General features: G+C 56.0%; 19 protein-coding genes. 15 read left to right on the top strand and 4 right to left on the bottom strand.

Annotation, left to right across the window (positions count from 1 at the left end; all coding sequences use genetic code 11):
- Nucleotides 1–61 precede the first annotated feature (61 nt).
- From ribF to R0J87_RS04395, 12 genes are all read left to right on the top strand, one after another.
- Nucleotides 62–1,099 (top strand): bifunctional riboflavin kinase/FAD synthetase, encoded by a 1,038-nt coding sequence (gene ribF, locus R0J87_RS04450; RefSeq protein ID WP_404343627.1) that lies wholly within the window; start codon nt 62–64, stop codon nt 1,097–1,099.
- A gap of 7 nt (nt 1,100–1,106) precedes the next feature.
- Nucleotides 1,107–3,938, top strand: coding sequence for an isoleucine--tRNA ligase (gene ileS, locus R0J87_RS04445; protein ID WP_498884589.1), 2,832 nt, complete (start codon nt 1,107–1,109; stop codon nt 3,936–3,938).
- Nucleotides 3,931–4,476 carry a signal peptidase II gene (lspA, locus tag R0J87_RS04440; protein ID WP_404343623.1) on the top strand — a complete coding sequence of 182 codons (546 nt, stop codon included), beginning with the start codon at nt 3,931–3,933 and terminating at the stop codon, nt 4,474–4,476. Before ileS ends, lspA begins: the two co-directional genes overlap by 8 nt.
- A gap of 21 nt (nt 4,477–4,497) precedes the next feature.
- A complete protein-coding gene (gene fkpB / locus R0J87_RS04435; protein ID WP_404343621.1) occupies nt 4,498–4,941 on the top strand; it encodes an FKBP-type peptidyl-prolyl cis-trans isomerase in 444 nt (147 codons plus the stop codon).
- 36 nt (nt 4,942–4,977) lie between these two features.
- Nucleotides 4,978–5,958, top strand: a complete 981-nt coding sequence (gene ispH / locus R0J87_RS04430; RefSeq protein WP_498884587.1) for a 4-hydroxy-3-methylbut-2-enyl diphosphate reductase — start codon at nt 4,978–4,980, stop codon at nt 5,956–5,958.
- Nucleotides 5,959–6,096: 138 nt separating this feature from the next.
- Nucleotides 6,097–6,498 (top strand): type IV pilin protein, encoded by a 402-nt coding sequence (locus tag R0J87_RS04425; protein WP_404464121.1) that lies wholly within the window; start codon nt 6,097–6,099, stop codon nt 6,496–6,498.
- A complete protein-coding gene (locus tag R0J87_RS04420) occupies nt 6,498–6,905 on the top strand; it encodes a type IV pilus modification PilV family protein (protein ID WP_404464120.1) in 408 nt (135 codons plus the stop codon). The genes R0J87_RS04425 and R0J87_RS04420 overlap by 1 nt, the downstream gene beginning before the upstream one ends.
- A gap of 20 nt (nt 6,906–6,925) precedes the next feature.
- A complete protein-coding gene (locus tag R0J87_RS04415; RefSeq protein WP_498884586.1) occupies nt 6,926–7,390 on the top strand; it encodes a PilW family protein in 465 nt (154 codons plus the stop codon).
- A 56-nt stretch (nt 7,391–7,446) separates the two neighbouring features.
- Nucleotides 7,447–7,944: a pilus assembly PilX family protein gene (locus tag R0J87_RS04410; protein WP_498884585.1), complete on the top strand. Its 498-nt coding sequence runs from the start codon at nt 7,447–7,449 to the stop codon at nt 7,942–7,944.
- Nucleotides 7,945–7,993: 49 nt separating this feature from the next.
- Nucleotides 7,994–9,016, top strand: a complete 1,023-nt coding sequence (locus R0J87_RS04405; RefSeq protein WP_498884584.1) for a tryptophan--tRNA ligase — start codon at nt 7,994–7,996, stop codon at nt 9,014–9,016.
- 191 nt (nt 9,017–9,207) lie between these two features.
- A complete protein-coding gene (locus R0J87_RS04400) occupies nt 9,208–10,419 on the top strand; it encodes a YeeE/YedE family protein (RefSeq protein WP_498884582.1) in 1,212 nt (403 codons plus the stop codon).
- A 177-nt stretch (nt 10,420–10,596) separates the two neighbouring features.
- The gene (locus R0J87_RS04395; RefSeq protein ID WP_404343605.1) at nt 10,597–12,276 is read left to right on the top strand and encodes an NAD-dependent malic enzyme; all 1,680 of its coding nucleotides are present in this window, start codon (nt 10,597–10,599) and stop codon (nt 12,274–12,276) included.
- Nucleotides 12,277–12,364: 88 nt separating this feature from the next.
- Here R0J87_RS04395 and acnA read toward each other — a convergent pair whose 3' ends face one another.
- Nucleotides 12,365–15,112: an aconitate hydratase AcnA gene (acnA, locus tag R0J87_RS04390; protein ID WP_498884580.1), complete on the bottom strand. Its 2,748-nt coding sequence runs from the start codon at nt 15,110–15,112 to the stop codon at nt 12,365–12,367.
- 237 nt (nt 15,113–15,349) lie between these two features.
- Here acnA and trxB point away from each other — a divergent pair, with 237 nt between their 5' ends.
- Entirely contained in the window at nt 15,350–16,300 is a 951-nt protein-coding gene (trxB, locus tag R0J87_RS04385; RefSeq protein ID WP_498884578.1) for a thioredoxin-disulfide reductase, read from the top strand.
- A 32-nt stretch (nt 16,301–16,332) separates the two neighbouring features.
- Here trxB and R0J87_RS04380 read toward each other — a convergent pair whose 3' ends face one another.
- The gene (locus R0J87_RS04380) at nt 16,333–16,863 is read right to left on the bottom strand and encodes a GspH/FimT family pseudopilin (RefSeq protein ID WP_404464077.1); all 531 of its coding nucleotides are present in this window, start codon (nt 16,861–16,863) and stop codon (nt 16,333–16,335) included.
- A 39-nt stretch (nt 16,864–16,902) separates the two neighbouring features.
- Here R0J87_RS04380 and thiO point away from each other — a divergent pair, with 39 nt between their 5' ends.
- Nucleotides 16,903–18,051, top strand: a complete 1,149-nt coding sequence (thiO, locus tag R0J87_RS04375) for a glycine oxidase ThiO (RefSeq protein ID WP_498884772.1) — start codon at nt 16,903–16,905, stop codon at nt 18,049–18,051.
- Nucleotides 18,052–18,069: 18 nt separating this feature from the next.
- Here thiO and R0J87_RS04370 read toward each other — a convergent pair whose 3' ends face one another.
- On the bottom strand, nt 18,070–18,333 hold the full coding sequence (locus R0J87_RS04370; RefSeq protein ID WP_404343595.1) for a PP0621 family protein: 264 nt from the start codon (nt 18,331–18,333) through the stop codon (nt 18,070–18,072).
- Between the two features lie 145 nt (nt 18,334–18,478).
- On the opposite strand from R0J87_RS04370, the gene R0J87_RS04365 reads away from it, so the two are divergent.
- Nucleotides 18,479–20,113, top strand: a complete 1,635-nt coding sequence (locus R0J87_RS04365) for an NAD+ synthase (protein ID WP_404346095.1) — start codon at nt 18,479–18,481, stop codon at nt 20,111–20,113.
- Between the two features lie 20 nt (nt 20,114–20,133).
- On the opposite strand, the gene R0J87_RS04360 is transcribed toward R0J87_RS04365, so the two are convergent.
- The gene (locus R0J87_RS04360; RefSeq protein ID WP_498884576.1) at nt 20,134–22,290 is read right to left on the bottom strand and encodes a putative bifunctional diguanylate cyclase/phosphodiesterase; all 2,157 of its coding nucleotides are present in this window, start codon (nt 22,288–22,290) and stop codon (nt 20,134–20,136) included.
- Nucleotides 22,291–22,373 lie beyond the last annotated feature (83 nt).

Raw genomic sequence — 22,373 nt, 5'->3', positions numbered from 1 at the left:
AACGGCTAGCGGCCTTAAAACGGAAAACGCTTTTAAAACAAGCTTTTAAAAAAGAGGTGCCATGCACGTCATTCGAGGTCTGCACAATCTGACAGCGTCCCATCGTGGCTGCGTGGCGACCATTGGTAATTTCGATGGCGTGCATCGCGGCCATCAGGCGATTCTACAGCAGTGCCGCGAGCACGCTGCGCGCCTGAACGTACCGCTGACCGTGGTGGTGTTTGAGCCTCAGCCCCGCGAGTTTTTTGCTGGTGACCAGGCACCGCCGCGCTTAACGCGCCTGCGGGAAAAAGTTCGCCTGCTGCGCGACCACGGTGCCGAGCAAGTGCTTTGCCTGCCGTTTAACGATGCTTTGCGCAGCCTCACCGGGCGGGAGTTTATCGATCAGGTGCTGATTGATGGGCTGGGCGTTAAGCATCTAGTGGTGGGCGACGACTTCCGCTTTGGCTGTGATCGTCGTGGCGATTTTAGTTTGTTAGAAGCCGTGGGGCGCACTCATGGCTTTGGCGTAGAGCACACCCGCACCTTCAAGGTCGATGATGAGCGGGTATCGAGCACCCGAGTGCGTACGCTGTTGGCCAGCGGTAACTTTCAGGTGGCCGCCCGCCTGCTGGGCAGGCCTTATTCGTTGCATGGCCGCGTGGTGCGCGACCAGCAGTTGGGGCGCACCATTGGCGTACCGACCGCGAACCTACCGCTATTGCCCCAGCCGCTTACGCTACGGGGGGTATTTGCCGTGGTGGCCGAACTGGCGGATGGCGAGCGCCACCCCGCCGTAGCGAACGTTGGGTTTCGGCCTACGGTGGGTTCTAAACGCCCTACGCTAGAAGTGCACCTGCTGGATTTTTCTGGCGATCTGTATGGCCAGCGGCTAACGGTTTACCCCTGCGCACGGCTGCGGGGGGAAGTGAAGTTTGACGATTTTGACGCGCTAAAAGCACAGATTCACCAGGACCAAGCCAAGGCGCGCCGCTACTTTGCGACCGCCGACGCTGATCTAACGACCTCTCTTCCGCTGGCCTCGGCCCCGCTTGGGCGTGAGACCGCTTCTTCTGATTTCACTTCGGCGGATGACGCCGCCGATACTAACGACGGCTGACCGGACTATGGACTATAAGCACACGCTAAACCTGCCAGAAACCGACTTTCCCATGCGCGGCATGCTGCCGAAGCAAGAGCCAGGGCGTGTTTCCCAGTGGCAGGATATGAACCTGTACCAGCGCCTGCGAGAAGCCCGTGCGGGTGCGCCGCTGTTTGTACTGCACGATGGCCCTCCCTACGCCAACGGCAGTATCCATATCGGTCACGCCGTTAATAAAATTCTTAAAGATATTATCGTTAAGTCCAAAAACCTGGCGGGCTTTGATGCGCCCTACGTGCCGGGTTGGGACTGCCACGGCCTGCCCATTGAGCACAAGGTCGAGACCACCCATGGCAAGCACCTTCCGGCGGATAAAGCCCGTGAGCTGTGCCGTGAGTACGCCGGTGCTCAGATCGAAACCCAACTGGTGGACTTTGTGCGCCTGGGCATCATCGGTGACTGGGATCACCCGTACCGCTCCATGGATTACGCCAACGAAGCGGGCGAGATCCGCGCTCTGGCGGATATGGTCGAGGCGGGCTACGTCTTTAAAGGCCTGAAGCCAGTTAACTGGTGTTTCGACTGCGGCTCGGCGCTGGCCGAGGCGGAAGTCGAGTACGCCGATAAAAAATCCGATGCCATCGACGTTGCCTTCCCCGTGGAAGACGCCGACAAGCTGGCGGCAGCGTTTGGCTTAAGCGAGCTATCAAAGCCCGCCGCCGTGGTGATCTGGACCACCACACCGTGGACCATCCCCGCCAACCAGGCGCTGAACGTTCACCCGGACTTTACCTACGCGCTGGTGGATACCGGCGAGCGCCTGTTGCTGTTAGCCGAAGAGCTGGTCGAGAGCTGCTTAGAGCGCTTTGGTTTACAAGGCGAGGTGGTAGCGACGACTCAGGGCAAAAACCTGGATCTGATCAATTTCCGCCACCCGTTCTACGACCGCCTCTCGCCGGTTTATCTGGCGGATTACGTGGAGTCTGAGGTCGGCAGTACCGGTATCGTTCACTCGGCCCCTTCTTACGGTATGGATGACTTTGTCACCTGCCGCGAGCACGGCATGAGCTTTGACGACATGCTGAACCCGGTGCAGGGCAACGGCGTTTACGCGGATGACCTGCCGTTCTTCGGCGGTCAGATGATCTGGAAAGCTAACCCGAACATCATCGAGAAGCTGCGTGACGTAAACGCACTGATGGCACATACGCCTATTAAGCACAGCTACATGCATTGCTGGCGCCACAAAACGCCGGTGATCTATCGCGCCACGGCCCAGTGGTTCGTCGGTATGGATATTCAGGGTAAAGATGGCAAAACCCTGCGCGAGCGGGCGTTAGCCGGTATCGAAGCGACGGAATTCACTCCTGCCTGGGGGCAAGCGCGCCTGCACAGCATGATTGCCAACCGCCCGGACTGGTGCATCTCCCGCCAGCGTAACTGGGGCGTGCCGATTCCGTTCTTCCTGCATAAGCAAACCGGTGAGCTGCACCCCAACACTGTGTCGCTGATGGAAGAAGCCGCCAAGCGCGTGGAGCAAGAGGGCATTGAGGCATGGTTCAAGCTCGAACCTTCCGAGCTGCTTGGCGCGGAGGCTGCGGATTACGAAAAAGTCACCGACACGCTGGACGTGTGGTTCGACTCGGGCACGACCCACCGCCACGTGCTGCGCGGCTCGCACCCCCACGGCCATGAAAGCGGCCCGCGCGCTGACTTGTACCTGGAAGGTTCTGATCAGCACCGCGGTTGGTTCCACTCATCGCTGCTCACCGGCGCGGCGATTGATGACCATGCCCCGTATCGCCAACTGCTGACTCACGGCTTCACGGTGGATGCCCAGGGCCGCAAGATGTCCAAGTCCATCGGTAACGTGGTTGCTCCGCAAAGCGTGATGGATAAGCTGGGTGCCGATATTCTGCGCCTGTGGGTAGCGTCTACCGACTACTCCGGTGAAATGGCCGTCTCGGATGAAATCCTCAAGCGCACTGCGGATGTGTACCGTCGTATCCGCAACACCGCGCGCTTCCTGCTTTCCAACCTGAACGGTTTTGACCCCAAGCGGGACCAAGTGGCGTTTGGAGACATGCTAGCGCTGGACCAGTGGGTCGTGGATCGCGCCGCACAGCTTCAAGACCGCATCGAGACCGCCTACGAGGAGTACCGCTTCCTGGATGTGTACCAGCAGGTACACGGCTTCTGCGCACGGGAGCTGGGCGGCTTCTACCTGGACGTGATCAAGGATCGTCAGTACACCACCCAAACCGACTCGCTGGCCCGCCGCAGCGCGCAAACCGCGCTTTATCACGTGGTGGAAGCACTGAGTCGCTGGGTGGCGCCAATTCTGTCATTCACCGCCGAGGAGATCTTTGAACATATCCCCGGCGAGCGTGGCGATAGCGTGCTGCTGGAGACCTACTATACCGGTCTTTCCACGCTGGATGAGGGCGCTGATATGGGCCGCGCGTTCTGGGAGCAGGTGCTGGAAGTGAAGCACTCGGTGAACAAATGCCTGGAAGATGCCCGTAACGCCAAAGTGATCAAGGGTAGCTTGGCAGCGGAAGTGACGCTGTTCGTCAATGACGAGCTGCACGCGACGCTGGCGAAGCTCGGTGACGAGCTGCGCTTCGTGATGCTCACCAGCGAAGTGCACCTAGCGCCGCTGGCGGATGCCGCCAATGCCGAAAGCACCGAGCTTGAAGGCTTGAAGGTTGCGGTGAGTGCCAGTGAACATGCCAAGTGCGAGCGCTGCTGGCACCATCGGGCGGATGTGGGCAGCGTTGCCGAGCACCCCGACCTGTGCGGCCGCTGTGTGAGCAACTTACCCGAAGGCAGCGGTGAGATTCGTTACTATGCCTAACTCTTCTCCTGCTTCTAAAGCACCTCAGTGGCCGCCCATGCGGCGGCCACTGCGCTGGTTATGGCTTGCTGTCGCCGTCATCGTGCTAGATCTCACGACAAAATACGTTGCCAGCCACTATTTAAGTTATGCACAGCCGGTTGAGGTATTGCCGTTTTTCAACCTGACGCTGCTGCACAACACCGGCGCGGCGTTTAGCTTTCTGGCTGACCACCCCGGCTGGCAACGCTGGTTCTTTGCGGCGATTGCTATTGGTGCCAGTATCGGCCTCACCATATGGTTATCTCGGGTGCGTGCGGATGAGAAGCTGCTCGCTATCGCCTTGCCGCTGATTATCGGTGGGGCGCTGGGTAACCTATATGACCGCTTAATTCATGGCTACGTGGTGGATTTTCTCTCCTTCCATGCGGCAGGCTGGTACTACCCTGCCTTTAACGTGGCGGATATCGGCATTACCCTGGGGGCTGTGGGCTTAATTTGGGAGTCGATTATGGGCGAGCGGCGGCGTAAAAAAGCCGCGCAGTCACCCTCTTCTTAACATGCCAATGAGTGAGGCACCATGGATTACCTAATTGACGACGGTATGGAAATTACCCTGCACTTCACGCTGAAGCTGGAAGATGGCACGGTGGTTGATTCCACCAAAGAGAAAGCTCCGGCCACGTTTCAGTATGGCGACGGCAACCTGCCACCGGGGTTTGAACACCCCATTAAAGGCATGGCAGCGGGCCAAAATGGGACGTTTCACATTACCCCTGAGCATGCGTTTGGCCAGCACAACTCGCAGAATATTCAGACATTGAAGCGGGCAGACTTTGGCGATGAAGCACCTGAAATCGGTATGGTGATGTCGTTTGCCGACAAAGCGGGAACGGAATTGCCGGGCGTGGTCAAAACCATTGACGGTGACCGCGTAGAAGTTGATTTCAACCATCCGCTGGCAGGGCGTACATTGACGTTTGAGGTTGAAGTACTCAACGTCACGCCGGTTACCACACACTAATTTCCTGAGCGATGCAGGTTGCATCAAGGCGCTTTTATGCAGTCATCAGAGTCATCTCAGCCCGTACAGATCAAGCTAGCCAACCCGCGCGGGTTTTGTGCGGGTGTTGACCGCGCAATTGATATCGTCAACCGCGCGCTGGATGTCTTCGGCCCGCCCATCTACGTTCGCCATGAAGTGGTGCACAACCGCTTTGTGGTGGAAACTCTGCGTGAACGCGGTGCGGTCTTCGTAGAAGAGCTCCACGAAGTGCCCGACGATGTAATCGTCATCTTCTCTGCCCACGGCGTTTCCCGTGCGGTGCAGCAAGATGCCGAGCAGCGTGGCCTGAAAGTGTTCGATGCCACCTGCCCGCTGGTCACCAAAGTGCATATGGAAGTGCTTCGCTACGCAAAGCGTGGGCAAGAGTGCATTCTTATTGGCCACGAAGGCCACCCAGAAGTAGAAGGCACCATGGGGCGCTACGACACCTCCCACGGCGGTAAGATTTATCTGGTGGAAGATGAACAAGATGTTGCTAACTTGGTGGTGAACGACCCCACGGCGCTTGCATTTGTGACCCAGACCACGCTCTCCATGGATGACACCGCTAAGGTAATCGACGCGCTGCGAGAGAAATTCCCTGAGATTCAGGGGCCGCGCAAAGACGATATTTGCTACGCCACCCAAAACCGCCAGGATGCGGTGCGCGAGCTGGCAGCAGATAGCGACTTGGTGCTGGTGGTTGGCAGCCCCAACAGCTCGAACTCCAACCGTCTACGTGAGCTCTCTGAGCGTATGGGGACCCCTGCATATTTGATCGATAACGCTGAGCAAATTGAGTCCTCCTGGTTAACAGGCGTTAGCCGCATCGGCGTGACCGCCGGCGCAAGTGCCCCCGAAGTGCTGGTAAAAGGCGTCATTGATCAGCTGCAGGCACTAGGGGCAGAAGCGCCTATCGAGCTACAGGGACGGGAAGAAAATATTACGTTCTCGATGCCAAAAGAGCTGCGCGAGCGGGTGATTGTGAGTGAGTAAAGAATCATGGCTTTCATGAATGTGCTGAAACGAGTACCAGTGAAATAGCGTGAGTGAATAGATGTAAGTGAGTGATGCAATGCGTATCGGTTTCCGACATACTCGAAGTATGGTTTAACCGATATAGGAGCAGACTCGGTGCCTGACCACTCATTACACCTTGCTGGTGCGCAGGAGACTCGCCAGCAAGGGTTTACGCTGATTGAAATGCTGATTGCCGTTGCCATTATTGGTATCGTCGCTGGCATCGCCTACCCCAGCTATACCCGCTATGTAGAACGCTCGCTGCGCACCGATGCGCACGCGGGCTTGCTACAAGCCGCTTCCGAAATGGAGCGCTGCTACTCCCGTCAATACAATTATACCGGCTGTGCTATTACCACGACGTCGCCTGATGGCAATTACGCGATCACTGCAGCGGCGGGGGATAGTAATGACGGTGGCTTTATTCTGACAGCGACCACTACCCAAACCGATGGATGCGTTAGCGGTATTCAATTTAACGCCCGCGGTGAACGCACGCCGGTGGCGTGCTGGTAATGATAGGTCGTCAGCAAGGCTTTTCACTGGTTGAGGCACTAGTGGCGCTCGTAATTCTATCGTTAGGCGTCATTAGCGTGGCCGCGATGCAGTTTAAAGCGATTCAAAGCGCTAATAACGGCTACCAGCAGTCCCTTGTCAGCGTCGCTGCCTTAGATGCGCAAGAGCGGATTTGGGCAGCGGTACAGCAGGCTGAACGCTGCCAGGATATCCCGCTTGGCTCGATTGAGAGTGAATGGCGAGAAGATTGGTTTTCGAGCGCAGAGCATCCGCTCATACCCAATGGCAATGCTGCAAAGAGTGTGATGACTCGGTCAGGGTGTCAGTTTGCGGTAGTGGTACATCTTGATACACCCCATGAAGAGAGCGGCATCTCAATCGAATATCCGTTTTTATTGCCGCTTTAAAGCTGTGAGAGGGACGTTCAATGCCAATGGAGAGGCAGCGAGGCTTTACCTTAACCGAAATGATGGTCGCCATGGCGATGGGACTGCTCATCGTGATCGGCGCAGGCCAGCTATTTCTCGGCACGCTGCAAACCACGCGCCATGTAGATGCACTAAGCCGGCAGCAGGAAGCGCTGATTTTTGCGGTGTCTACGATTACTCAGACGCTTCGCCAGCATGGCCCCTATGATGATGCGGGAGAGGCGTTTTATCACCTGCGTTGTGAAAGCGTGGAAGAGATATGCCGCTGCACCCTTCAGGATATGTCGCGCGCCCAGCCGTTAGTCAATTTTTCGATTCCTGACTCGCCAGCCTGTGTGCGCAATGAGCCGATTGGGAGTAACGCATCTGACGGAGCAGAAAGCCTCGTCACCCTGCCATTAGGTCCCGGTGGGCGTGATCTTGGCTTTTATGTCACTCACCGGGCAGCGCTGTTTTCCCCATAACACCATTAGCCACGGAGGGCGAAGCGTTGAGAAGGCAGTTATTGAGAAAGCAGTCATTGAGAAAGCAGCAGGGCGCGGCATTAGTCATTGTGATGGTGTTGTTAGCCAGTGCTTTAGTGATGGCGATGATGGGCATGCAAACGGCACTGGTAGATGAGCGTTTGGCGGGCAATTTTCGTGCTGCTACTCAGGCGCAAATGCGCGCGGAAATGGCCGCCTCTGCCGGGTTAGCGAAATTCGACGCACTCAATTGGGAGGGAGCGCCCACGATTGATGCCCCTCAAGCGGTCAGCTTTAATGACTACGCTGACCATCCAAAGGCAACGCAAGTTGGTCACCACTGCCCTCAAAATGCCTGTTTTTATCTTCCTGTTATGTTCCAAAGTGAACCTTGGTTGATGGCGCTGGGCGCGATACTTGGGAGTGATGCAACGGTTATCGCACAAAGCTGGCCACTGCTTGTAAAGCGAGAAGAAGTGGCTGAGGTAGATACTGGGTTAGGCGCTGAGCCAGAAACTGAATTAGCAACTAAAACAGCAGTGGTTTGGCAATAAGCGTACAATAGCGTATCGTTTTTGACCTTTATTCAGTTGGATCCAGATCATGAGTCAGACAGCCAAAACCCGTGTGCTGACCGGGATTACCACCACCGGAACTCCGCACCTTGGTAACTATGTCGGTGCTATTAAGCCTGCCATTGAGGCAAGCCAAGACCCGAACGTTCAGTCGTTCTATTTCCTTGCCGACTACCACGCGCTGATCAAGTGCCAAGACCCCAAGCGTGTGCAAGCCTCTCGTTTGGAGATCGCTGCAACGTGGCTGGCGCTTGGCCTGGATACCGACAACGCTATCTTCTACCGCCAGTCGGATATTCTTGAGATTCCGGAGCTCATGTGGATGCTCTCCTGCGTATGCGCTAAAGGGCTGATGAACCGCGCCCACGCCTACAAAGCCGCTGTGGCTGAGAACGAAGAAGCAGGTGATCAAGACCCAGATAAAGGCATCACCATGGGGCTGTTTGGTTACCCTGTGCTGATGGCCGCCGATATATTGATGTTCAACGCCAATAAAGTACCGGTGGGCCGCGACCAGATTCAACATATCGAAATGGCGCGCGACATTGCCGGCCGTTTTAATCACCTGTTCAAAGGGCAGTATTTCACTCAGCCAGAAGCCGTGGTTAATGAAAAGGTCGAAGTGTTGAAAGGCTTGGATGGCCGCAAGATGTCCAAGAGCTACAACAATACGATCCCGCTGTTTGTGAGTGACAAAAAGCTGCAGAAGCTGGTGCGTAAAATCAAAACTAACTCGCTGGAACCTGGTGAGCCCAAAGACCCTGACACCTGTACTCTGTTCCAGATTTTCTCAGCCTTCGCGAGTGACTCTGAAACGGCGAATATGCGTCAGCAATACGCGGAAGGGATTGGCTGGGGGGAAGCAAAGAATCGCGTATTTGAGTATCTCAATGCGCATCTGAGTGCTCCCCGTGAGCGATACAACGCACTGATGGAAGACCCTGCTCACATTGAAGCGGTACTTCAGAAGGGGGCAGAGCGCGCCCGTGAAGAGGCAGCTGTTACGATGGATCGTCTTCGCTCCGCTGTTGGCCTTGGGCGGTTTGTTTGATATTCGTTAAAAGCATAAGAACTGCTAAATAAAGCATTTCCAGCATTCTACGTCCGACGTTAGGCTTATAAGTACTGTATAAGGGTTGCTGTGTGGCGCTCTTGCTCAAGCGCTTTCTTCTAAGCACGCATGTCTAACTCAGCCAAGCGCCTTCTGTATTAGGCGCTTTTGGCGTTTCTTAAAGGTGAATTATGGCAACAACCTCAACGGCGGCACCGATCAACTATCGTGTGCCTCTTCTAGCGACATCGGCCATTGTGCTGAGTTCGCTCATCATTGGTGTGTTGTTTAGTGCCAACATTGGCTTGCTGATGATCGTGGGCGGCTTGCTGGGCATGGTGCTTTACCATGCGGCGTTTGGCTTTACGGCGGCGTGGCGGGTCTTTATTACCGAACGCCGTGGGCGCGGACTGCGGGCGCAAATGGTGATGTTGGCGATTGCGGTGGTGCTATTTTTTCCGGCGTTGGGCGCGGGTAGCCTGTTCGGTACGGCGGTGTATGGCTTTGTTGCTCCTATTGGTATTTCTGTGTTGGTGGGGGCGTTTATCTTTGGTGTGGGCATGCAGCTAGGCGGCGGCTGTGCCTCTGGCACGCTGTTTACAGCGGGCGGCGGCAATGCACGCATGCTGATTACGCTGGTGTTCTTTATTGTGGGTTCGGTCATTGGCACCGCACACTTTACTTGGTGGCAAAGCCTGCCTGCTTTCCAGCCGGTATCGCTGGTCAATGTGGCGGGTGTGAGTGGAGGCATCGGCATTAGCTTGGTGCTGTTTGCCGCGATTGCTGCGTTTACGGTGATTATGGAGAAGCGCCGCCATGGTCATTTAGAGCAGGCTCCAATGATTGATAAACCGGGCACCGAGCGCTGGTTGTCGGGCCCATGGCCGCTGGTAGCCGGTGCGGTGGCGCTGGCACTGCTGAACTTTGCCACGCTGGCATTGGCAGGCCGCCCGTGGGGGATTACCTCGGCGTTTGCGCTGTGGGGTGCTAAAAGCTTTGAGCTGGTGGGTGGCGATGTGAGCCAATGGGGCTACTGGCAAGCGCCTGGCAACGCCGCAGCGCTGGAAGCCAGCGTGTGGAGCGACATTACCACGGTGATGAACGTTGGCATTATGCTGGGTGCGTTAGCTGCGTCGAGCTTAGCAGGACGTTTTGCACCTAACTTCCGCATCCCGCTGAAATCGGTATTAGCGGCGGTGATTGGCGGCATCATGCTCGGTTACGGCGCGCGCTTAGCCTTTGGTTGTAACATCGGCGCTTATTTCAGTGGTATTGCGTCAGGCAGCCTGCACGGTTGGGTATGGATGGTGGCTGCATTTGCTGGCAACATGGCGGGCGTTAAGCTGCGGCCTTTCTTCTTTGAAGGTGAAGAAGGGCGCAAGCCAGTCGCAAAAAGCTGCTAAAAGGCTTACTTAAACGGCTTCTTAAAAACGCCTTGGCAAATGCTGAGGCGTTTTTTTTATGCCCATTATTTATGTCTCTTCCACCTTTGTCGTACTAGCATGTTACATTACGCCAAACGCCGCCAACGCCCAGCGTTGCTGCATTGCAACAGCAATTGACATAAAAAGAGAGTGCCTATGTCTACGATGAGTAAACGCCCCTTATACATTCCTTACGCCGGTCCTTCTTTGCTTGAAATGCCGCTATTGAACAAAGGCAGCGCGTTTACTCAGGAGGAGCGGCTGGCGTTTAACCTGATAGGGCTATTGCCGCAAAAGGTAGAAACAATTGATGACCAGTTGGAACGGGTTTATCGCCAGTATCAGCAGTGTCATAGCGACTTAGAGCGCCATATTCACCTGCGTGCTATTCAAGACGATAACGAAACGCTCTATTTCCGGCTGGTATCAGAGCATTTGGAAGAGATGTTGCCGATTATCTACACGCCCACGGTTGGTCAGGCGTGCCAGGAGTTCTCCAATATTTACCGCAATCACCGGGGGCTGTTCATTAGCTACCCCGATCGCGAGCATATGGACGACATCCTGCGTAGCGCCACCAAAGATAACGTCAAAGTGATTGTTGTCACCGATGGCGAGCGTATTTTGGGCCTGGGTGACCAGGGCATTGGCGGGATGGGCATTCCTATCGGGAAGCTGGCGCTCTATACCGCCTGCGGCGGGATTAGCCCGGCATATACGCTGCCTATTATGATCGACGTAGGGACCAATAATCAGGCATTGCTAGATGACCCCATGTACATGGGCTGGCGCCATGAGCGGGTTGGCCAAGAAGAGTACGACGCCTTTATGGCGGAGTTTATCTGCGCTGTGAAGCGCCGTTGGCCCAACGTGCTGCTGCAGTTTGAGGATTTTGCCCAGGCCAACGCAGTACCGCTGTTGGAACGCTATCGTGATGAACTTTGCTGTTTCAACGATGACGTGCAGGGCACGGCCTCGGTCGTGGTAGGCACGCTAATGGCCGCCTGCCAAGCCCGTGAAGAGACGATTGCCCAGCAGCGTGTGGTGTTTGTGGGCGGTGGTTCTGCGGGCTGCGGTATTGCCGAGCAGGTCGTTGTGGCGATGGAGGCCGAGGGCCTTACTGAAACTGAGGCGCGTGCACGTATCTTTATCGTTGACCGTGAAGGGCTAATGACCACGGATCAGGCGTGGCAGCGTGATTTCCAGCGCCGTTTAGCCCATGATCCAGCGCTGGTCGCTGAGTGGAACGGCCAGGGCCTTGAAGAGACCATTGCTAACATTAAGCCAACGATTCTGATTGGTGTATGTGGCCAGCGTGGCATCTTCACTGAGCAGGTGGTGCGCACCATGCACGCAGGCTGCGAGCATCCGGTGATTATGCCGCTCTCCAACCCGACCTCCCAGGCAGAAGCGGTGCCAGAAGACGTGATTCGCTGGACAGATGGCCAAGCGCTGGTAGCTACCGGCAGCCCGTTCGCACCGGTGGTCTATAACGGCCGTACGTATCCAATTGCCCAGTGCAACAATGCCTATATCTTCCCCGGCATCGGTTTAGGTGTGATTGCAGCCAATGCTAACCGCGTCACCGATGAGATGCTGATGAGCGCCTCGCGGGCGCTGGCGCGTGAAGCGCCGTTGGTGAAGGAAGGCAAAGGCGCACTGCTGCCGCCGCTGTCGCGGATTCGTGATATCAGCAAATCGATTGCCTTTGAGGTGGCTGCACAAGCGCAGCAAAACGGCGTCGCGTTAAAAACCAGCGGCACCGTGCTGCGTGAGCGTATCGAGTCTGCCTGCTGGTCGCCGGAGTATCGCTTCTACCGCCGTCGGGCTTTTTAATCACGGTTGATGCAAGCAAAAAAAAGCCCCCACCAAAGTGGGGGCTATGCAAGCATTGGTAGGTTGTACCTATGAATAGGTCGTCCCTTTAGGCTGCGCCGATCATTTTGCGCAGCACGTAGTGAAGGATACCACCGTGGCGGTAGTAAGCCAGCTCATTGACGGTATCGATTCGGCACTTGGCATCAACGGTACGTTCGCCGTCGTTATTTTTGATCACGACTTGCACGGTACCGCCGGGGCTTAGGTCGCTTAAACCAGCAATCGAGATCTCCTCATCCCCCGTTAACCCTAAGCTTTCACGGCTTTCGCCTTCCGGGAACTGTAGCGGCACCACGCCCATGCCAATCAGATTCGAGCGGTGAATACGCTCGAAGGATTCGGCAATCACTGCGCGCACGCCCAGCAAACGGGTGCCTTTGGCCGCCCAATCCCGCGAGGAGCCAGTACCGTACTCTTTACCCGCAATCACCACCAGCGGCGTGCTTTCCTCTTTGTATTTCATGGCAGCATCGTAGATGGCCATCTGCTCGCCGCTTGGCACGTGACGGGTTTCACCACCAACGACGCCGTCGAGCATCTCGTTTTTGATGCGCACGTTGGCGAAGGTGCCGCGCATCATCACTTCATGGTTACCCCGACGTGAACCGTAGGAATTGAAGTCGACCGGTTTCACGCCGTGCTCTTGCAGGTAGCGCCCGGCGGGGCTATCCGGTTTGATAGAGCCTGCGGGTGAAATGTGGTCGGTGGTGACGGAGTCGCCGAGCATCGCTAGCACGCGTGCGTTCTTCACATCTTCGATGGCGTCCGGTTCCCGCTGCATGCCTTCAAAGAAGGGCGGGTGCTGAATATAGGTCGACTCTGGCCACTCGTAGACCTTGCCTTCCGGTACCTTGATGGCCTTCCAGGTATCATCGCCTTCAAAGACCGCGCCGTACTCCTTGCGGAACATGTCAGTATTCACTTTCTCAACGGCACTGGCGATATCCGCTTGAGAAGGCCAAATATCCTTTAAATAAACTGGGTTGCCCTCATGATCATGGCCAAGCGGGTCGGTGGTTAAATTACGCTGTACGTTGCCTGCCAGCGCATAAGCGACCACCAGGGGCGGCGAGGCCAGCCAGTTGGTTTTGACCAGCGGATGCACGCGGCCTTCAAAGTTGCGGTTGCCTGAAAGTACCGATGCGACGGTGAGGTCGCCACTGTTGACGGCTTTTTCAATCTCTTCCGGCAGCGGGCCAGAGTTACCGATGCAGGTAGTGCAGCCGTAGCCCACAAGGTTAAAGCCAAGGGCGTCTAGGTCATCGTTTAGGTTGGCGGCAGCCAGGTAATCAGTGACGACTTTCGAGCCGGGGGCCAGCGATGTTTTCACCCAGGGTTTGGTCGTTAACCCTTTCTTGCGGGCGTTGCGGGCCAGCAGGCCAGCCGCCATCATTACGCTGGGGTTCGAGGTGTTGGTGCACGAGGTGATCGCTGCGATAACCACCGCACCAGGGTCTAGGCTAAAGTCCTGCTCGCCCATGGTGACCGTTTGGCTATCGCTGTGTTTGAAATCATGCTCGTAGCTGCGCTCAATACCCACGGCGGTTTGGCCGCCTTCGGAGGTCAGCTTGCCTTTCTCGGTAGTGGGCAGCGCCTTGCCATCTTCTTTCATGAAGCTGCTAAAAGCGCTCGCCATATCTTGAAGGGCTACGCGGTCCTGCGGGCGTTTAGGGCCGGCTAGGCTAGCTTCTACCTTGCTCATATCCAGGCTAAGCGTGTCCGTGAAGACGGGTTCGTCACCCGGCTCACGCCACAGGCCCTGCGCCTTGCTGTACGCTTCGACAAGGGCAACCTGGCTATCTTCGCGACCTGTTAAGCGCAAGTAATTGAGCGTTTCCTCATCTACTGGGAAGAAACCACAGGTAGCGCCGTATTCGGGGGCCATGTTGGCAATGGTGGCGCGGTCTGCCAGCGGAAGGTCTTTCAGGCCGTCGCCATAAAACTCAACAAATTTACCGACCACGCCTTTTTTGCGCAGCATTTCGGTCACGGTGAGTACCAGGTCGGTGGCGGTAATGCCTTCCTGCAGCTTGCCGGTCAGCTTGAAGCCAATGACTTCAGGAATCAGCATGGAGACCGGCTGACCCAGCATGGCGGCTTCCGCTTCAATGCCGCCTACGCCCCAGCCCAGTACGCCCAGGCCGTTAATCATGGTGGTGTGGGAGTCAGTGCCCACGAGTGTGTCGGGGTAGGCAAAGGTCTTGCCATCTTCCTCTTTGGTCCATACCGTGCGGCCTAGATATTCTAGGTTCACCTGGTGGCAAATACCGGTGCCGGGCGGCACAACACTAAAGTTATCAAAGGCTTTCTGGCCCCAGCGTAGGAACTCGTAGCGCTCGCCGTTACGCTGCATTTCAATATCGACGTTTTCTTGGAATGCCGCCGCGTTACCGAATTTATCGACCATTACTGAGTGGTCAATCACCAAGTCCACCGGGGAGAGCGGGTTAATGCGGGCCGGGTCTTCGCCCAGCTTTTCCACTGCAGCGCGCATGGAAGCGAGGTCCACCACGCCAGGCACGCCGGTAAAATCTTGCATCAAAACGCGAGCAGGGCGGTAGCCGATTTCACGGCTGGATTTACCCTCTTTTTGCCAGTCGACCAGCGCCTGCATATCTTCTTGCTCAACGCTTTCGTCGTCTGCGAAGCGCAGCTGGTTTTCGAGCAGGATTTTGAGTGTCTTGGGCAGTCGGTCAATGTTGCCTAGCGTCTCAGCCGCCGTGGGCAGGCTGTAGTAGTGATACTCTTGGCTTCCTGCCGTTAAGGTATGAAGCGTGTTAGGTATCTTGCTCATTCCATTCTCCTCTGATTGCTTGGCGTTACGCGACGGTCACTGCTTATCTTGGTATGGCTGTCTCATCGTATGGCTTAACAGTATGGCTTATTAATAGCACATGGGTGTTTCACCCGGGCCTTTCAAGCCATCTTCGCCTAATAGCGTAGGCTACCCCTTGTAATAGCTTGTACTTGACGCCATTTCAGGCAGACTCTCTTGCAACGTTATCTGCTCAATTGTGACAAAGGTGGTGTCATGGAAACGCGTCATGAACGTTTGATTATTCTTGGTTCCGGCCCTGCAGGGTATACCGCAGCGGTGTATGCAGCACGGGCTAACTTAAAGCCGCTGCTGATTACCGGTATGCAGGCAGGTGGCCAATTGACAACCACAACCGACGTGGATAACTGGCCTGGCGATGCCGAAGGCGTCCAGGGGCCTGATCTGATGGAGCGCATGAAGCAGCACGCTGAGCGGTTTAATACCGAGGTGCTGTTCGATCATATCAATGAAGTCAGCTTAGGTGAAAAACCGTACACCTTAAAAGGCGATAGCGGTACCTATACTTGCGATGCACTGATCATTGCGACCGGTGCCAGCGCACGCTATTTAGGGCTGCCCACCGAGCAGCAGTTTATGGGCCAGGGTGTTTCTGCCTGCGCCACTTGCGATGGCTTTTTCTACCGCAACCAGGAAGTGATTGTGGTTGGTGGCGGTAACACCGCCGTGGAAGAGGCGCTGTATCTCTCCAATATCGCCTCGAAGGTGACGCTGGTACACCGCCGCGATACCCTGCGCGCGGAAAAAATCCTGCAAGATAAACTTTTCGAGAAAGCCGAAGCGGGCAAGATTGCTTTGGAGTGGTTCTACGAAGTAGAGGAAGTGCTGGGCGATAACACCGGTGTGACCGGCGTGCGGGTGAAATCTACCAAAGACGGCGCGTCCAAAGAGATTCACGCGCCGGGGCTGTTTATTGCCATCGGCCATAGCCCTAATACCGGTATCTTTGAGGGCCAGTTGGAAATGAACGGCGGCTATATCAAAGTGAAATCAGGCATTGAAGGCAATGCCACGGCCACTAGCGTGCCGGGTGTCTTTGCCTGTGGCGATGTGATGGACCATATCTATCGCCAGGCGATCACCTCAGCAGGCAGCGGCTGCATGGCGGCGCTGGATGCCGAGCGCTATCTGGATGGTATTGCTTAATCTACCGCCACTTTGAGTCCCTGTCGGCGGCGTCAGCAGCCGACAGGGGCGCTATCCACGCGTAGCCTTCCTAACTGGCTGAGCACTAGCCGCTTTCCCTCTTCTTGTGTGGCGCATATATCGAAGCTGCCGTTATAGCCACTGGTATGGCCTAGCACGTTATAGCTGATCCGTTGCCACCCACGGCTATAGGTGGTGTAAGCCGCCGACTGCCCAGGAAACACGCGCACAATCTCTTCTGGTTGAATGCCCCCCTCCGCGCCTCCTTTGATGACTAGCAGTGCGTCTCCCCATGTGGTGGAGCAAGCCGTAAGGTTAGGGCTAGCCGGGCAAACGGTCACTTTCGTGCGTTGTGAGATGGCCGTATGCCTAGCTAAGGCAAAGGCAGAACGTAGTCGGCTCACCTCGCTATTGAGTACGCTATGGTGACCAAGTGCCTGAAATCGGGGTGTCAGCCACGCTATTATGACGGTTATTAACAGCATCGCGACCAACATCTCAATGAGTGTAAAGCCTCGCTGAGAAATCGGGCGGTGCCTATTCCAGTTGTGGTAGCTCTCCATCGCTTGACCCCCTGTCGGCGAACGTTATGCTCGATATTTATCCTAAGGGGCGCTGGTCGCTTTTTATGTAAGCCAAAACGGACAAACGTTGTGAGCAATCTCTTAATTATTGGTGGTGGCGTGATCGGCATGATGACGGCACTACAGCTAGCGGATGCTGGACAGCAGGTGACGCTGATCGAGCGTGGGATATGCGGGAAAGAGGCGTCTTGGGCAGGTGGTGGCATTGTGTCCCCGCTTTATCCGTGGCGTTATGGAGAGCCGGTCTCTCAACTTTCCCGCTGGTCGGAGGGCGCGTATCCGACCCTTGCTCTGCGCCTATTGGAAGAGACCGGTATCGACCCTGAATATCGTCAAAAAGGGTTGCTCTACTTAAATGTTGAGGACGATGACGCCGCCCTAAGCTGGGCTCGGCAGCTGGGTAAGCCGCTGGAGCGGGTAGACGCCGCCTTTGTGCATCACAAAGAGCCTGAGGCTGCCGCCCCTGAAGGCAGCGCGCTCTGGATGCCTACTTTAGGCAGCGTGCGCAACCCCCGCTTGGGCCAAGCATTGCGGGCGCGCTTGGCTGCTATGCCCAGTGTCACCCTGTTAGAGCAGTGCAGCGTGCAGGGGTTTATTCAGCGCCAGGGTCATGTGGTGGGCGTGGCTACTAACCACGGAGACCAGTTTGCAGAGCAGTTGGTGGTGTGCGGTGGCGCCTGGGCCGCCCAGCTGTTAGAGGGGTTAAGCGTGCGTCTGCCGGTGCGTCCTGTGAAAGGCCAGATGATTGCTTACCAAGCACCGCTAGGCCTGGTAAGGCGCGTGGTGCTGAAGGATGGCCGCTATGTGATTCCGCGAAGCGACGGACTGCTGCTGGTAGGATCGACTCTGGAAGAGGCTGGGTTTGATAAAACCACCGATACAGAGGCTTTGGCCTCGCTCAAGCGGAGTGCGGAAAATATTATCCCCGCGCTGGCAGATTGCCCTGTTGCTTATCATTGGGCGGGGCTACGCCCTGGCTCGCCGGAAGGCATACCGTTTATTGGTGCGCTGGCCGATTTTCCCAATGTGTTTGTCAATGCAGGCCACTACCGTAACGGTTTAGTGTTGGCACCTGCATCAACGCACTTGCTGGCGGATCTGTTATTGGGACGTAAGCCGCTGATAGATCCGATGCCTTACCAGCCAACGGCCACACGCTTGGCGTAAACACTAAGAGGACGTGCCTTAGCGATTACGGTTGTCTTCTTGCTCCTGTAGAAAACGGTCGCGGTGCGCGCTACAGCAGAACCACTGTTCCGCGTCGCGCAGTGCTTCGCTCTCTGGCACATGCACATCACACCAGCGGCAGCGCACCATCTTTCCACCCTCATGGCGAGGAGGTGTCTGTTGTTGGTGGGTCAGCTTACGCTGGCGATAAATACCGTAAAGCTTCAGGCCTGCGTAAAACAGCACGGCGAAAATAATCAGCCGAATGATCAATAGATTCATCCTCAATTGCTCCCCAAGTGGGAAAACGCGGTTGCAAGATGTAAGTGGCTGCTTGGCCTTTGCCACTGGGCACGCCTTGCGGGACAATGCATCTATGATGTAGATGCCACCGTATTCCAAAGATTCTCAAGAGATTTTAACGCCCATGCAAGACTTAACGCTGGTAATGGCCCAACTCGACCCTCTGGTGGGAGATATCCCCGGCAATGCGGCACGTGCCATTGAGGCCGTACGTGAAGCGAGGATTGAGCATGGGGCGGATATTGTTGTCTTTCCTGAACTTTTTTTATCCGGCTACCCACCTGAAGATCTGCTGCTGCGCCCCTCCATGGAAACTCGCCTGCGGGAAGCGCGGGCTAAAATGGCGGAAAAGATCTCCCGCGATGTGCTGGTGATTATTGGCTATCCCGGCGTGCGTGAAGGCAAGTGCTACAACCTGGCAGGCGTGCTCTACAACGGCCAGTGGGAGGCGGAATACGCCAAGCAGGCGCTGCCCAACTACCAAGTGTTTGACGAGCAGCGCTACTTTACGCCGGGCACTGAGCCGCTGGTGTACGAACATAAAGGTGCCAAGCTTGGCCTGCTGATTTGTGAAGACCTGTGGGAAGGGGCACCGGTAAAAGCGGCCCGAGAAGCAGGTGCAGAAGTGCTGATTAGCCTGAATGCCTCTCCTTACCATCAGGATAAGCCCGCCGAGCGGCTGCGTCTTTTAGAGCTGCGTGCCCAAGATGTGCAGCGGCCGATTATTTACGTCAACACCATCGGCGGCCAGGATGAGCTGGTGTTTGACGGTGGCTCCAGCTGTGTCGACGCGAGCGGCGAGCTAAAAGTACTCGCTCCCTATTGGCAGGCGGGCTTAATGCCTGTGCAACTGCTGCAAACCAGCGCGGATACCTGGGAGCCTCAAGCGGGGGAAATCGAGCCCGATGTAGAGCCAGAAGAGAGCCTCTACTGTGCGCTGGTGACCGGCCTGCGCGATTACGTCAATAAAAGTGGGTTCAAGGGCGTGGTGTTGGGGCTTTCCGGCGGGATCGACTCTGCGCTCTCGCTCGCGATTGCGGTGGATGCGTTAGGGCCGCAGCGGGTGCAAGCAGTGATGATGCCTTACCACTACACGGCGGATATCTCTAAACAGGATGCCGCCGAGCAGGCGAACCTGCTGGGTGTGCACTATGAGGTGATGCCCATCGAGCCGATGGTAGAAGCCTTTATGGGCACCTTGGCGGAAAGCTTTGCCGGCACCGAGCGTGACACTACCGAGGAGAACCTGCAGTCGCGCTGCCGTGGTGTGCTGCTGATGGCCATTTCTAACAAGAAAGGCCTAATGGTACTGACCACCGGTAACAAGAGCGAAATGGCGGTGGGCTACGCCACCCTGTATGGCGACATGGTGGGCGGCTACAACGCTATTAAGGATGTGTATAAAACCTGGGTGTATCGCTTAGCCCGCTGGCGCAATACCCAGTCTCCGGCGATTCCTGAGCGAGTCATTGAGCGCCCGCCTAGTGCAGAGCTTGCTCCCGATCAGCAGGATAGCGACTCACTCCCCGACTACGATGTGCTGGATGCCATTTTGGTTAGCTACATTGAAGGGGATATGAGTGCTGAGGCGATTATTGCCGCTGGCTTTGATGAAGAGGATGTCTACAAGGTGGTCAAACTGGTGGATCGCTGTGAATACAAGCGCCGCCAAGCCCCCGTTGGGGTGCGGGTCACGCCGCGTGGTTTCGGGCGGGACCGTCGCTACCCCATCGTGAACGGTTGGCAGCCTGGGGACTAATGGCTCAAGCGCTCATCGGCTTAAGTCAGTATCGGAGGAGGGGCCAGACAGTGTTTGGCCATCTCTTCCGCTGCCACCGGCTTGCAGAAGTAGTAACCCTGATAAGCGTGGCACTGGTGATCGTTTAGGTAGCGCCAGTGCTCCATGGTTTCCACCCCTTCGGCAATCACGTTAAGGCCCAGTGAGCGCCCCATGGCGATGATCGTTTCGACGATGGCCATATCATCCTCATCCTGGTGAAGGTCACGCACAAAGGATTGATCAATTTTGATCTGATCCAACGGCAGGCGCTTTAGGTACTGCAGCGATGAGTAGCCGGTTCCAAAGTCGTCCATCGCAAAACTGATCCCCAGCGCCTTCAACTGATGCATCCGGGCGATCGTATCTTCCACTTTGCCGATCACCGTGCTTTCGGTTAACTCAAGCTTCAGCTTATGGGGCGAAGCACCGCTTAGCTCCAGGGCGTTGGCCACCTCTTCAACGAAGTTCGGTTGTTGGAACTGTTTCGCACTGACATTGACGGCCAGTACCAAGTCTTTGGTGTGCTCTGCTGTTTGCCACATGACCAGCTGTTCACAGGCAGCATGCAGTACCCAGGTGCCAATAGGCACAATCAACCCCGTCTCCTCTGCAAGCGGTATAAACATGCCCGGAGAGACAAACCCGCGGGTGGCATGCTGCCAGCGGATCAGCGCTTCTGCCCCAATGGCGCGCCCCTGGCTATCCACCTGCATTTGGTACACCAGGACAAACTCTTCTTTCTCAATGGCTAAGCGCAGATCTCGCTCAAGCTCTGTGCGGCTTTCAAGCTGTGCTTGTACGGCTGGATCATAAAAGCGGATGTTATTTTGCCCATCCCGCTTTGCGATGTGAACGGCAGAGTTGGCGTACTGGAAAAGATTATCGACGCTGTCATCGACACCTTTGAACAGCACCAGCCCTTGGCTGACGTTGAGGTATTGATGGTGGCCATTGAGGCAGTACGATTGCGTTAAGGTATGATTTACCTGTTGGGCAAAGAACTCCGCTTTCTCGGCGGCCTTCAGTTTATCGTTGTCCAGCCCGTCAATAATCAGCACGAACTCATCGCCGCTTAAACGACCAATCGTACAGCCTTGCTGCTCCAGCGCTTTCAGCCGAGTTGCCATCTGTTTGAGTAGGTCGTCGCCTGCCCGGTGGCCGATGCCATCATTGATACGCTTGAACTCATCTACATCTATGTAAATTAGCGCCCCAAAGGTGTCTGTTTGGCTGTTGGTTTCCAGCGAGTGCTGTAAGTGCTCCTTCATTAATCGCCAGTTAGGCAAGTCGGTCAGCGTATCGTAGTAGGCTAACTGATGAATCTGTTGCTCAGCGTCGCGACGCTGCTGCTCGGTATCGCGAAAAGAGAGCAGCGACAGCGCAATGCGCTGAAGTGGGCCACTATGCTGCTGGCTTAAATGCTCCACCGCCTGCATGTCGGGCAACTCTTGGCGGCTATCAGAAAGCGCTAAAATGGCGTCTCCTACCGTCATTAATCGCTGGTTGATACGCCAGGCGGCAAGAAACGCCGCGCTAATCAGCAGCGCCAACAGCCCAAGCCCCATCCATAGGGTGGAGTTGCGCGATTGGGTAAGGTCGGCGTAAGACTCACGGTGGCGGTCGCTGGCACGCTGCGTGAGCGCCTCAAAAATCTGCTGAGAGAACAGGTTAAACGTCGTGAAGTGGCGCTGGGCTTCTTGAAGGAAAAAACCCGGATCGCCTTGATTTAGCGTCGCGGCCTCATTTGCCATACTGACGAAGCGTCGATATTGGCGAAATGCCCGCTGCAGCGTATCGGCGCTCTCTTGGCTTAAATCAAAAATAAGCGGGGAGGCAGCTAACTGATCAATACTTTCACCAATGCGCGACAGCTCTTGGTTGATCAGACCGTATTCAGAGTAGCGCTGCATAGCACCTAGGTCGGTCGCTTCAGCGCGGCTGAATACCTCAGTCATACGCTGGTGCAGATCTCCCAACTGGCGGTCAAACGTTGCCATCTGAACCAATGTGTCCAGATCGTTGGATTGTAATTGATAATTTTGTAGCGACTGCTCTTTGAATACCTGTGTGGCCAGCCCCAGCAGAAGCAGTATAGGCAGGATCACCATCAAGATCGGTAAAAGAAACACCATGAACAGGCTTTGCGAAGGTTTCATAGTAACCTCAAGGGAAAACAGTGGGCCGTGGTGTTCAACACCACGGCCTATCTAAATAGTTAACGGCAGATGAGACGTTTTAT

Source organism: Halomonas sp. SIMBA_159 (assembly GCF_046536035.1).
In the GTDB taxonomy this organism is placed as follows: Bacteria; Pseudomonadota; Gammaproteobacteria; order Pseudomonadales; family Halomonadaceae; genus Vreelandella; species Vreelandella venusta_A.
This window is presented reverse-complemented; position numbering and strand designations above follow the sequence as displayed.